Origin of the sequence: Nitrospira sp., from assembly GCA_024760545.1 — a bacterium.
In the GTDB taxonomy this organism is placed as follows: Bacteria; Nitrospirota; Nitrospiria; order Nitrospirales; family Nitrospiraceae; genus Nitrospira_D.
In genome coordinates, this window is sequence record CP060501.1 from 3,031,422 (window position 1) to 3,044,737 (window position 13,316).

Genomic DNA, 13,316 nt, shown 5'->3' on the forward strand with positions numbered 1-13,316 from the left:
ACTAGGACTAGACATCAGCGATGGATACACAACGTCCGGATCCCGACGCGCTGCTCAAGCGTGTGCAGGCTGAAGAGGCCCGGCAGCTTCAAGGAAAGCTCAAAGTGTTCTTCGGCGCCAACCCCGGCGTGGGGAAAACCTATGCCATGCTGGAGGCGGCTCATGAGCAGCGGCGAGACGGCGTGGACGTCGCCATCGGTGTCGTCGAGACACATGGTCGCACGGAGACCGAGACGCTGGTAAGCGGACTGGAAGTCATACCGCGCCGCGCGGTCGAGTATCGCGGCACGACACTCCTGGAATTCGATCTCGATGCGGCGCTGGCGCGCCGTCCAACCGTTATCCTCATGGATGAACTCGCACACAGCAACGCACCGGGTTTACGCCACGCCAAACGGTGGCAGGATGTGCTGGAGATCCTCAAAGCGGGCATCACGGTGTACACCACGGTGAACGTACAGCATTTGGAAAGCCTGAATGATGTGGTTGCGCAGATTACGGGTGTGCGCGTGCGGGAGACCATCCCGGATTCTGTGCTCGAGCGGGCGGATGACGTGGAGTTGATCGACCTTCCCCCGGATGACCTCCTCCAACGACTCAAAGACGGCAAGGTCTATGTTCCGGAACAGATTCAGCACGCCATTCAGAATTTTTTTGCGAAGGGCAATCTGATCGCGCTTCGTGAACTCGCCCTGCGGCGCACTGCCGAACGGGTTGATCAGCAGATGGAAGTGTATAGACGCGATCATGCGGTGGTGCGAACCTGGCCGGCGGCAGAAACCATCATGGTGTGCGTGAACATGAAACCCCGCGGTCCGCGTTTGATCCGCGCCGCCCGTCAGATGGCCACGGATCTTCATGCCAAGTGGATCGCGGTGTATGTGCAGATTCCCCGGCACCTGCGCTCACCGCAAATCGAACGGGATCGTCTGGTACAGACGTTACGGTTGGCGGAGCAGTTGGGGGCCGAAGCGGTGACGATAGCCGGTGAACATGTCGCCCAGGAAATTCTGAGCTATGCGCGAAGCCGTAATGCCACCAAGATCATCGTTGGAAAACCGGTGCGGCCTCTCTGGAAGGAATGGATTTTCGGCTCAGTGGTATCGGAACTGGTCCATCAGAGCGGGGACATCGACGTATACGTCATTACGGGTGAAGCGGGCGAAGGCGAACCGGTTGCCCGACGGAGTCTCGCGAGAACCAGTAAAACGGACGGGTATGTCAACGCGTTGTTCGGAGTGCTGATTGCGACGGCCATCGACTGGTTGATGTTCCCGTATTTCTCGGCCGAGAACCTGATCATGATGTATCTCATCGCCGTGATCGCCATCGCGATTCGTTGCGGCCGCGGCCCATCGGTGCTTGCCTCAGCCTTGAGTGTCGCAACGTTCGACTTCTTCTTTGTGCCGCCGTATTACTCCTTCTCCGTCTCGGACATTCAATACCTGTTGACCCTCGGAGTCATGTTAGTGGTGGCGCTGGTCATCAGTAATCTCACGGTGCGGTTGCATCATCAGGCGGCCTTGTCCCGGTACAGGGAAAGACGCACCGGAGTTCTGTACGCGATGAGTCGAGATCTCGCCACGCATCGGGGAACGGACATGCTGACCCAGCTTGCGGTCGCGCATCTCCGAGAGGTATTCGACGCACAGATCGCTATCTTTCTGGCGGATGCCAACAAGAGAGTACAGCTCCAGCGCGGCGAACAGTTGTATTTTGAGCTGGACCCGAAGGAGTCAGGCGTCGCGCAGTGGGTGTTCGACCACAATGAGCGAGCCGGATTCGGTACCGATACGCTGCCGGGGACCAGCGCATTATATCTCCCGTTGGTCGGCTCAGGCGGAGCGATCGGAGTCATTGCCGTACGGCCCAAGGACTCTGCACTCCTGCTCGATCCCGAACAACTTCATCTTCTGGAATCCCTGGTGAATCAAACGGCCTTGGCGATCGAAAGGACTCGGTTATCCGAAGAAGCTCAGCAAGCGCACGTGGCGGCCGAAACCGAGCGCATGCGTAGCGCGATTCTCAGTTCCGTGTCCCACGACCTGCGAACGCCGCTCGCGACCATCAGCGGTGCCGCCAGCAGTTTGGTGGCGGGGCAGGAAGCTCTCACTGTCGCAGCTCGGCAGGATCTCGCTCGATCCATCTATCGAGAGGCTGATCGACTGGACCGATTACTGAGGAATCTTCTTAATATGATGCGGCTGGAAGCGGGAGCCGTACGGCTCAGCAAAGAGTGGCACCCGTTGGATGAAATCATCGGTGCCGCCCTCTCGAGGCTGGAGGGACGATTCCCCGAACATATCGTCAACACTGACTTGCCTGCCGAACTGCCGTTGCTGTTGGCCGATGGGGTACTCCTGGAGCAAGTGATTATCAATCTTGTGGAGAATGCGGTGAAGTATGCGCCTGTCGGAACCGAAATTGGTCTGACGGCGTCGACGACCGACCACCAGGTCGTCGTGGAAGTCGCTGATCGGGGACCCGGCATTCCAGCCGGAGAAGAGGCACTGATTTTTGATAAGTTTTATCGCGGAAAATCCGCTCGGGAGGGAGGAGTCGGGCTGGGGCTGACCATTTGTCGTGGCATCGTTGAAGCGCATGGCGGACGGATCTGGGCTCAAAATCGGCCGGGCGGGGGTGCGCTGATTCGGTTCTCGATCCCCCTGCCGGACGAGCAACCGGCTGTCGAACGAGAGGCCGACGCAAATTCGGCAGGTTGACCGGGAAGGGGTGACGCGAGAAGTGTGAGGTCTTATGTCACAACAAGCAACGATACTCCTGATCGAGGATGAACCGGAGATCCGGCGGTTTCTTAGAACTTCCTTGCCGGCGCATGGTTTCCGACTCCATGAAGCCGCGACGGGGAAGGATGGGCTCATCGAAACCAAGGCGAGAAACCCGGATCTCATCCTTCTGGATCTCGGGCTTCCGGATCTCGATGGAACCGAGATGATTCGCCAACTGCGGGAGTGGACGCAGATTCCCATCATTGTGCTGTCGGCTCGAGACCAGGAACAGGCGAAAGTGGCGGCGCTCGACCTGGGCGCGGACGACTACATCACTAAGCCGTTTGGAGTGAACGAACTCCTTGCGCGGATGCGGGCGGCGCTTCGCCATGCGTCCCGAACAGCCGAAAGCGGTGAATCAGTGTTTACCCTCGGCGATCTGAAGGCAGATCTCGGGCGTCGGCAGGTGTTTGTTTCAGGGAAAGAAGTTCATCTGACCCCGATCGAATATAAGCTGCTCACCACCTTGATCCGGTATGCCGGTAAGGTGCTGACCCACCGTCAGCTGTTGAAGGAAGTCTGGGGCCCGCTCCATGTGGAAGAAGGTCATTATCTGCGTGTGTATATGCGCCAGTTGAGAAACAAACTGGAGAAGACCCCCGCCCATCCCCGCTATCTTGTCACGGAGCTTGGAGTTGGATATCGACTCCGGACAGAATGATCTGAGGCCGATCCTGACGCCGTCCTTACAGTCGCGGCATTGGTTTTTATCCCGTTTTGATGCCTGACCCAGTATAGTTTGTGTGTCGAGCTTCTACCGGTTCTTCCGAGGGCGCACATAATGCGGGTAGGCGCTGGTCAGTTCTCTCCGGTTGATCAGAAGATAATCGGTCAACGAGACCGATTCTGCGAACATCTCTATTGCTTGGTGATCGTCTGTGCGGTACTCGCAACGGCGCCTGTCTCCGAGGCTCAGGACTTGAGCCAGCAGTCGAAGGAAAATCCCACGTCTCTGGATCGTCCGTCGAATTCCGCAGATGCCGGGACGGCCAACTGGCACTATGGCGCCTATCTCGATGTGAGTTACATCGGGAATTTCAATTTTCCCGACAACCACCTCTGGCGCAGTCGGACCACCGCATTCCACCATAACGAGGTTTCACCCAACATGGGGTTGGCGTATGTGCGAAAGGATGCGGGAGAGTCTTCGCGTTGGGGCATGGAGCTTGGCTTCCAAGGCGGTCGAGATTCGGAAGAGTTTGCATTCCTGGCTGGTGAAAGGCGAGTCGATGGGGCGGACGTGCTCAGACATGTGCACCGGGGGAATGTGTCGTACCTGGCTCCGGTCGGAAGGGGAATGCTGATCACCGCCGGCCTGTTCAACAGTTTGATGGGGTACGAGTCACTCTACGCAAAGGATAACGCCAACTACACGCGGTCATGGATCGCGGACAATACGCCGTACATGATGTTCGGTGTGAATGCTCAGTATCCGGTGAATGAGAATTTCACCATCACTGCTTTTGTCGTCAACAGTTATTATCATCTCGCGCACCCGAACGATCTCCCGAGCTACGGGGGGAGATGGATCTGGAAAGCCACGCCACGGTTCACGCTGATCCAAACACTTTACGGAGGACCGGATCAGAGGCAAACATCCTTGGAGTTCTGGCGTCTGTATGGAAATCACATTCTGGAATGGAAAGGTGACGATGTGACGGTGGCGGCGTCCTTTGATGTCGGAACAGAGAGCATCGCCGGTCAACCTGGCAGCCCACGAACCTTTGTCATGGGAGGCAACGTGGTGGTGAGATGGCATGTCACCGGTCCTTGGTCTGTGGCGCTGCGGCCTGAGTTTTACTGGGACCGGAATGGCCGGTGGACAGGAGCCGAGCAGTTCGTAAAGGCCATCACGTCTACCGTCGAGTACAAGTTCCCGTACAAATGGATGAATACGATCATACGAGTCGAACATCGTTACGATGAATCAACTGGAGTTGGAGGCGGGTTTTTCAAGAACGGCGAGATCCGTCCCGGTGTAAATGAACTTGCGCCAGGGCAACACCTGTTCTTACTGGGAATGCTTCTAAGCTTGGATTCACCGTGAGTGGGGGATGGAGTGCGAGAACGCTTCTGTCCATAACGGGAGCTGATCGACGATGCGCTTGCTGATTCCTTCAATGGCGTGCGATTTGGCTTCTTTGAGAGCGGCGGTATCCTCGACCAAGACCGCCGAGCCGACCAGCTTTGCGACTCCTTCCGCTGACTGGATGGGTGCCTGCCACTCGGAACGGACAGCCAACAAGCTTCCGGTGACCATGACTAACGCGGTGCTTTCAGTGCCGGGAGCGAGATAGGCGCCGATCAGGGTTGGATAAAACCACGCATACCGGTTGTTGTACCGATCGACCGCGCCCGCACCATCTACAAGCAAGACCAGATCGGCGCCATAACGCGCGCCGAGTTGTCTGACTCCACGGATGTTCTCCGCTCGCAATGTCGCATCCATCAGGACGAACGTGTCAGCCAGTATGTGCTGATCGCGCAATGGCATCAGCTGGCGGAGAAGCTGGTCTCGATCCGCACTCAGCCATTCGACTTTGCTGATGGATGGTCGACTTGGAAAGTCGTGATCCGCAAAAAACACACCGAGGCGAAATGGCGGAGAGAGACGAGATTCTTGGCTTGCGAGAGGCGTGTTCTTGTGATTAGGAGCGGGATCTACGCGAAGGGCTTCGATCATCGCAGCCTGATCGAACCCGTGGCTCTTCGCGCAGCCGGCCGATACGGTCATGGTCAGTGCAAGGGCGATCGAGAAGCGTAGTCCTACTACCCACGCACTCATTGGGCCAAGCGCCTCACGCTATCAGAATTCGCTTCCATCTCTGAACCCGATGATGAATTCGACCACATGTCTCCCCAAAGGCTGTTTACACGGCCACTCGATGGAATGCCCGCAGGTTATCGGAAGGAAGGACCTAATCCGCGATTGGGAGAATGCGATCGGCCACTGCCTGCACGACTCCTTCTTCTTCAGTCACCACCTTCAACCCTTTGAAACTGAGGTAGTATCCTCCATGACTCGGTGCCTGAATCGTGGCACCCACTTCGACGCGATCTCCCTCCTCAACTTCCGGGTCACGGACGAGGGGTCTGCCGCAAATACCCAATACTGCCACTGGGATAGTCGCAGCATCCTCTTCGAGGCGAAACAAGTAGGCTCCATAACAACTGTCTCCATTCGGAACTGTGTAGGGGGCCAAGGGCTGCACATCACGCACGATGCCCTGCAACGTGACATGCCGAAGGTGGTAGCCCCGTGGCTCATCAAGTATCTGCTGGATGCTGATCGGTTCCTCTGCCCACAAGAGTAGCGGTGTGCCGGTTGTCATGAACATCAGCATGAAGCCTACAAAATGAGCGACAACACGGACCTGCGTGATCATGATGGATGAACGGCATTCTATCATCTTCGATTGAATCCCGCGGCGCTTTCTCTTCCAATTCGTGATCGCTATAATCCACCAGTTTCAGTCAAGGAGGATCACTCGTATGGTGAATGAGCGGCAGCTCCGGACGTTCATAAACGAATCGCGGCCGGGATTTGAGGATTTCTTGGGTCAGATGGTGAAGGTTCCGTCGATCAGTATGGACTCATCCCGAACCAGCGATATGCGGCGCATGGCCGATCTCGCGGCTCAGTATTTGGCGGGAATAGGCGCCAAGGTGCAAGTGGTAGAAACCGGTGGATATCCTCTCATCTCTGGTGGATGGACAACAGGGGCTGAGCATCCGACCGTCACGATCTACAACCATCTGGATGTGCAACCGGCGCAGGAGCCGGAATGGAAGCAAGCGCCGTTCGAGTTTAGGAATGAGCACGGCATGTACCATGGTCGAGGCGCCACCGATGATAAGGGGCCGGCTCTTACGGCGTTGTTCGGTGCTCGATATGTCATCGAGCAAGGGTTGCCGATCAACATCCGTTTTCTGTGGGAACTGGAAGAAGAGATCGGGAGTCCGCATTTTGCCGAGGGTCTTAAGGACGGCGCGGCCGTCCCAAGACCGGATTCCGTCGTCGTCTCGGATACCATCTGGATTGCCAAGGGACGGCCTGCGGTACCATACGGCTTGCGCGGTCTGCTCGGCGCGCGACTGGTCTTGCGCACCGGGGAGAAAGACGCACATTCGGGTGTGACCGGAGGCGCAGCTCGCAACCCCCTGGCTGAGTTGATGGAGGTCGCGAATACCTGCCTCGATGCCAAGACCGGAAGAGTGAAGATACCGGGATTTTATGACGAGGTCGTTGAACCTACGAAGGAGGAGATCAGGAATTTCCTCAAGTCCGGCTTTCAAGTAAGCCGTTTCAAGGAAGCCTACGGATTCAGATCTCTGCGCACGAAAGATCCCGCCGATATCATGCGAAGAATTTGGGCATCTCCGACCTTTGAGATTCATGGTCTCAGCGGGGGATACCATGGGCAAGGCGTTAAAACGGTTGTGCCTGGTCATGCCGAACTCAAGGTCAGTATGCGCCTGGTCCCAAACCAGACGCCCGAAAGGGTATTTGCCCTGCTGAAGAAGCATGTGGCTCGCGTGAATCCCAGCGTGAAAGTGGAACGAGAAGGCATGCTTCAGCCATTTAAGGGTGATTTTGCCGGGCCCTACGTGGATTGTGTGAAGCGCGCCATAAAAGCAGGGTTCGGTAAGGATCCGGCCTTTGTGCGAGAAGGAGGATCAATCGGCGCAGTGGTCACCATGCAGAAAGCCTGGAAGGCTCCGATCCTCTTCATGGGTTTGAGCTTGCCGGAACATGGGTATCACGCTCCCAACGAATATTATGATTGGGGGCAAGCCTCCGGCGGAATGAAGGCGTTCGCGCACTATTTCTCGGAATTAGCAAAGATAAGAAAAGGATAGAGCCTGTTTTGGGCAGTTTGAACATCCTGCCGAGGGGGCAAATGGTCGGTTTTTGAACATTGTTTCGCAAAAATTGTTTGGCCGTGTCGTTTCTCATCTTGCCGTTGACTGGATGGCTCTATGCTCAGGCGAGGAAGCTGCCCTAATTCATTGCAAATCAATATGATACCTGGCAGGAGGCTTTCCAGGCTGGGCATGGATGTTGCTGAAGCATATGTCAGAGGTCTAGGGATGGTCGCAGTGGTGGCAATGCTAAAGTTGATTGTATAAAGGCTCTTGGGTATCCTGAGCATCCCATGGATACCGAAACGACCAATGTGGTAGTTGTTATGGTCACAACGCCAAGCCAAGATGAAGCGATCAAGATTGCCGATCAACTGGTCAAATCTCACCTCGCAGCCTGCGCATCAACGATTCCCACGGTTCGCTCAATATATTGGTGGGAGGGGAAAATCGTGGATGATCAGGAAGCGCTACTCCTGATCAAGACCACCTCGGATAAATTCACTTCCCTACAGGAGACAATCCAAAAGATGCATTCTTACAAAGTGCCGGAAATCATAGCCCTTCCGGTAATTAAAGGGTTTCCACCGTATCTTGAGTGGGTTCAACGTGAGACCTCCTAGATAATGTGGTTGAAACTGTTTGGCCGAAACACTATTTTAAGCATTGACCATACATGATTAATTCGGTAATTTGCCGGGCGAGATCAGTCGAACCGAGCGATGGATAGGTAGAGGTAGGGGGGCGAAGACTATGGGGCAAACAAACGGTCCAGAGGGCGATGCCTATACGGTCGTAGTTTTTCGAGGGTCCACTGCAAAACCCCTTCGCTTCAGCTTTTCAAAGAAGCTTCTCCGTAGGTTGCTTGTGTGTGTAGGGCTGGTCGTTCTTGCCGATCTCCTTGTGGTCTCTCACTACGTTATTAGAACGGGAGAAGTATGGGAACTGGCTGCCTTTCGTACTGAAGCAATGAGTGCACGAGAGCAGACTGCGGCATTCACGAGCGCCATTGACGATCTGAAGAAACGCATTGGGGCCATGAATGAGGTAAATCAAAGACTTCGGGTCATGCTCGGAATAGAGGTTCCTAAGTCAGGCGATATGGTCAATGGTCGAGGTGGTGAGGAAGTGCCGCTTCCTGAGGAAGGGGGTATACCCCGCGCCAACGGGAACAATCCCATGGACCCCATGCCAAGCTCTATGGAGCGTACGGAGGGAACTCCCGAGCAATCCTCTGCCAGCATCGAACCATCTCCAAATGACGTGGCGGCAGTGGCCGCGGTCAAGGAAGGCCTGGAATGGCTTTCGAAAGCCGCGACGGCGCAAGAGCGCATGTTGAACGAGTTATCGCAAGCTGCCGAGCAACGCTCAACTCGCTGGGCCTCGACACCTTCGATTTGGCCTGTGAGAGGGTGGGTAACGTCGGGGTTTGGTCCTCGAATTTCTCCGTTTACGGAAAAACCAGCCTGGCATGACGGATTGGATATCGGAGCCGCGCCAAACACTCCGGTCCGTGCTCCCGCTCAAGGAAGGATTACATCCATAGGGTACGATCCTAAGCTTGGGCACATGGTTCGTGTTGACCATGGCTACGGAGTTGAAACTCTTTATGGGCACCTGGCGAAGGCACTGGTGAAAGAAGGCCAGAGAGTCGATCGCGGCGACGTCATTGCGCTTGTCGGGAGCTCGGGCCTTTCCACGGGTCCTCACCTCCACTACATGGTGAAATTGAACGGACAGGCACTAGACCCCACCAAGTACATCCTAGAGTAACAGAGAGTCAGACGTTCTCAGTGTGAGAGTTTGAGTTGTTCCCATCCAAGGTCGCTAACCTCACTCCAATCCAGTTCTTGGCGAGACTCCATGCTGTATTATTACCGTCAGGTATCATCTAAAGCGTAAAGTAGAAAGACAGCCCTTGACCGACCTCGACATCGCGCAGTCTGTCAATCCCCGCCCTATCGTCGATATCGGTTCCCAGCTCGGGATACGTCCCGAAGAGCTCACCCTGTATGGTCGCGACAAGGCAAAAGTCTCCCTGCAGGTATTGGATCGTCTCCGGTCAGTGCCGAAGGGACGGTATGTCCTTGTTACAGCGATTAATCCAACACCCTTAGGAGAAGGGAAGACGACGACCTCCATAGGCCTTGCCATGGGGCTCTCACGGCTAGGGCATAGGACGGCGCTGACCCTTCGGCAGCCCTCTCTCGGGCCCGTGTTTGGAGTGAAGGGCGGCGGTACCGGCGGAGGGCGCGCCCAAGTTATTCCGATGGAGGATATCAACCTTCACCTGACCGGGGATGCCCATGCAGTCGCCGCCAGCCATAATCTCCTCTCAGCGTTCCTCGACAATCATCTGTTTCACGGAAATGCACTCTCGATCGATCCTCAACGGGTCACATGGCCTCGGACTCTATGTATCAGTGATCGAGCTCTCAGGGAGGTCTTGCTGGGAGAGGAGTCAGGCAGGCGCCTGGGGCAGTTTGTCATTACCGAGGCATCAGAAATTATGACGGCGCTGGCCTTGGCAAAGGATCACCGAGACCTCCGTGGCCGACTTGGCCGAATTGTGGTGGGGCTTACGAAATCAGGTGCGCCAGTCACAGCCGAAGAGCTCGGTTGTGTGGGATCAATGGTTGTGCTGCTGAAGGACGCCCTAAAGCCGAACCTGGTCCAAACCCTCGAAGGGACTCCTGCATTCGTCCATACAGGCCCCTTCGGCAACATTGCGCACGGCAACTGCTCAGTCATATCCGATGCGATTGCTTTGAGATGTGCGGATTTCGTTGTGACAGAGGCGGGTTTCGGCAGCGATCTTGGGGCAGAGAAGTTTTTTAATATTAAGTGCCGGGTGTCGGGATTCACACCGACGGTGGCGGTGGTGGTGGCGACATTAAGGGCTTTGAAACTCCATGGCGGTGGAGGTGTTGCCAAGGCCGGCGTTGCGCTACCCGCAAGTTTGACGGGGCCGAATCAGGAAGCGTTATCGAAGGGAATCTCCAATCTCGAACAGCATGTCGCCAACGTACTGGCGCATGGAGTCCCGGTTGTTGTCGCGGTGAACGCCTTCAAGAGTGATCCCCAGGATGAGTTGGATTGGGTTCGAGAACAGTCGCTGAAGATGGGGGCTGTGGATGCGGCGGTATCAACCCACTGGGCTGACGGCGGGAAGGGGGCCGAACAGCTGGCAGCTGCGGTTGCCAAAGCATCCGAGAAGCCGGCCCATTTCAGACCTCTCTACGAATTATCCTGGCCGATCAGAGAAAAGATCGAAACCATTGCTACGCAGATGTATGGGGCAGCGGGGGTCAAGTTTGAGCCGGAGGCGGAGCGTCAGATTGACACCGCAGAAGCATTGGGATTCGGTGGTTTACCAGTCTGCATGGCCAAAACTCCGCTGTCGTTGTCACACGATCCCACATTAAAGGGGAGGCCGACCGGATTCACGGTTCCCATTCGGGAACTGCGTATTTTGGCCGGAGCGGGATTCGTGACTGCGGTTTGTTCGGGGATTCAATTGATGCCGGGATTGCCCAAGAAGCCGGCAGGTGAGCGGATCAGTCTTGACGCAACAAGCGGAAACATTGTGGGACTTTCGTGAAGGGTCAGCGTTGTTTCAAGTAGCGGAAGAATTCTGAATCCGGGCTCATCACCAAGGTGGAACCTTCTTTGAAGGCGGACTTGTAGGCTTCCATGGAACGGGTAAACTCGAAAAACTTCTGGTCCTGTCTGTACGCATCGGCATAGGTCCGAAACGCTTTAGCATCACCGCTGCCGCGGAGTTCCTCAGATTCTTTATAGGCTTGGGCGAGGATAATTTCCCGGTCTTTTTCGGCTTCTGACCTGATTTTCTGGGCTTCCTCGGCTCCTTCCGCTCGATACTGTTTGGCCTGCCGTTCTCGCTCCGCTTGCATACGCGCGAAGACCGCTTTTTCGTTCTGTTCGGGCAAATCGGCCCGCTTGATCCGCACATCCTGGATCTCGATACCGTACGCCGAGGCCTTTTCATTCGCGCGTTCGGTGACCACCCGCATGATCTCGGCCCTCGTGCTCGAGACGATTTCAAGCAACTCGTGGCGGCCCAGTTCGACGCGGAGCTCGGAATAGATGATATCGTGCAACCGTTGGAGGGCGCCCCGCTGGCTTTGGAATGCCTGATAGACCTTCAACGGATCTGTGATCCGCCATTTGGCGAAGTTGTCCAGCAACAAGGTCTTCTTGTCCTGGGTAATGACATCCTGCGCATTCGAATCGTAGTCCAACAGTCGTTTTTCGAAGTACGTCACCTCCTGGACGAACGGCATTTTCATGTAGAGTCCGGGTTCGGTGATATTGCGCACGGGTTTTCCGAGTTGCACGACGATGGCCGTCTGGATGACGTCCACGACGAAGATCGGAGACGCGCCAAGCACAAACAACGCGACAATCGCGGCCAGGACTGTGATCGCCAATCCCTGTTTCGTCATGGTCTGGTACCCCGAGATTTTAAGCTAGGAGATGGCTCAGGCCGAGACTCCTCAATCTCCGGTTGTGAACCTGACTTGACGCCGGCCGTGGACGCAGGTCTGGAGTGACGGTCTAAGGGAAGATACGGCAGCAAACGCTCACCGCCTTTTCCGTCGATAATGATCTTCTCCATGTTCGGCAGAATTTCTTCCATCGTTTCGATATAGATCCGTTTGCTGATCACGTCCTTCGCTTGGTTGTACTCCTTCAAGGTCGCGAGGAAACGGTTCGTCTCTCCCTGGGCACGATTGAGTCGGGCCTGCGCAAACCCCTTTGCTCGGTTGACCAGTTCAGCGGCTTCACCTTTCGCCCTCGGGATGATGTCGTTTCGGTATCCTTGGGCTTGATTGATGAGCTTTTCACGGTCTTCTTTGGCGTTCGTCACGTCTTTGAAGGCGGCGGCGACCGCTTCCGGAGGACCGACGTCTTGAAGTTGCACGGCGGCAATCTGCACGCCGGAGCGGTACTGATCGAGGATCAGTTGGAGCAACGTCAAGGTGTCTTGCTGAATCACCGCTTTCCCGGTGGTCAGGGCTTCATCGATCTTGCTCTTGCCGACCACTTCCCGCATCGAGGCTTCAGCCGCCTTGCCGATCGTTTCATGGATATCCGCTACATTGAACAAGAAGTCGCGAGCTTCCTTAATCTTATATTGGACGATGAACTCGATGGCGAGGATGTTCATATCGCCGGTGAGCATCAGGGCTTCCTGAGGCACCATCTGCTGGCGGCCTTGCTGGTTGGTCCGGAAGCCGACCTCCACACGATAGAGTTTAGCGACTTTCGGCTGGAGGACGGTTTCAACGAGAGGAATCTTGAAGTGAGGACCGGGCTCAACCGCGCGGACCGGCACACCGAACCGTTTCACGACACCTTCTTCGTCGGGAGCGATGATGAACACACTCTGCCAGACCAGCAGAATCATCAAGGCGGCGAGGACGAGGTTCCACATTCCGCCCGAGGGTAGGAGGCTCTTCAACTTGCCGGGAGGAAACAGATCCTTGAATTGCGATTGGGCCTGCTTGAATGCTTCCTCAAGCGGATCAGCCTTTTTACCCCAAGGATCTTTTGGGTCCCAGACCATTCAGAGATGTTTGAAATCCAATGAATAACAGGAAACGGTCCCACACATTAACAGAGTGCGGCTACTGTGACAAG

General features: G+C 55.8%; 11 protein-coding genes. 7 read left to right on the forward strand and 4 right to left on the reverse strand.

The window, feature by feature from the left end:
* The first annotated feature begins 20 nt into the window (after positions 1-20).
* The 3 genes from H8K03_14255 to H8K03_14265 all read left to right on the forward strand — a co-directional run bounded on the left by H8K03_14255 (position 21) and on the right by H8K03_14265 (position 4,836).
* Positions 21-2,723, forward strand: coding sequence for a sensor histidine kinase KdpD (locus H8K03_14255; protein ID UVT18964.1), 2,703 nt, complete (start codon positions 21-23; stop codon positions 2,721-2,723).
* A gap of 34 nt (positions 2,724-2,757) precedes the next feature.
* Positions 2,758-3,450 (forward strand): response regulator, encoded by a 693-nt coding sequence (locus H8K03_14260; protein ID UVT18965.1) that lies wholly within the window; start codon positions 2,758-2,760, stop codon positions 3,448-3,450.
* Between the two features lie 120 nt (positions 3,451-3,570).
* Entirely contained in the window at positions 3,571-4,836 is a 1,266-nt protein-coding gene (locus H8K03_14265) for a porin (protein ID UVT18966.1), read from the forward strand.
* On the opposite strand, the gene H8K03_14270 is transcribed toward H8K03_14265, so the two are convergent.
* The gene (locus H8K03_14270) at positions 4,828-5,574 is read right to left on the reverse strand and encodes a hypothetical protein (protein ID UVT18967.1); all 747 of its coding nucleotides are present in this window, start codon (positions 5,572-5,574) and stop codon (positions 4,828-4,830) included. The genes H8K03_14265 and H8K03_14270 overlap by 9 nt on opposite strands.
* A 133-nt stretch (positions 5,575-5,707) precedes the next feature.
* Positions 5,708-6,175, reverse strand: coding sequence for a hypothetical protein (locus tag H8K03_14275; protein UVT18968.1), 468 nt, complete (start codon positions 6,173-6,175; stop codon positions 5,708-5,710).
* A gap of 106 nt (positions 6,176-6,281) precedes the next feature.
* On the opposite strand from H8K03_14275, the gene H8K03_14280 reads away from it, so the two are divergent.
* From H8K03_14280 to H8K03_14295, 4 genes are all read left to right on the forward strand, one after another.
* Entirely contained in the window at positions 6,282-7,649 is a 1,368-nt protein-coding gene (locus H8K03_14280) for a M20/M25/M40 family metallo-hydrolase (protein UVT18969.1), read from the forward strand.
* Between the two features lie 296 nt (positions 7,650-7,945).
* Entirely contained in the window at positions 7,946-8,275 is a 330-nt protein-coding gene (locus H8K03_14285; GenBank protein ID UVT18970.1) for a divalent-cation tolerance protein CutA, read from the forward strand.
* Between the two features lie 130 nt (positions 8,276-8,405).
* Positions 8,406-9,425 (forward strand): M23 family metallopeptidase, encoded by a 1,020-nt coding sequence (locus tag H8K03_14290; protein UVT18971.1) that lies wholly within the window; start codon positions 8,406-8,408, stop codon positions 9,423-9,425.
* Between the two features lie 145 nt (positions 9,426-9,570).
* A complete protein-coding gene (locus H8K03_14295; protein ID UVT18972.1) occupies positions 9,571-11,253 on the forward strand; it encodes a formate--tetrahydrofolate ligase in 1,683 nt (560 codons plus the stop codon).
* A gap of 4 nt (positions 11,254-11,257) precedes the next feature.
* Here the strand turns inward: H8K03_14295 and H8K03_14300 are convergent, their stop codons facing one another.
* Together H8K03_14300 and hflK are read right to left on the reverse strand one after the other, a co-directional pair.
* The gene (locus H8K03_14300) at positions 11,258-12,118 is read right to left on the reverse strand and encodes a protease modulator HflC (protein ID UVT18973.1); all 861 of its coding nucleotides are present in this window, start codon (positions 12,116-12,118) and stop codon (positions 11,258-11,260) included.
* Positions 12,115-13,242: an FtsH protease activity modulator HflK gene (hflK, locus tag H8K03_14305; protein UVT18974.1), complete on the reverse strand. Its 1,128-nt coding sequence runs from the start codon at positions 13,240-13,242 to the stop codon at positions 12,115-12,117. The genes H8K03_14300 and hflK overlap by 4 nt, the downstream gene beginning before the upstream one ends.
* Between the last annotated feature and the right edge of the window lie 74 nt (positions 13,243-13,316).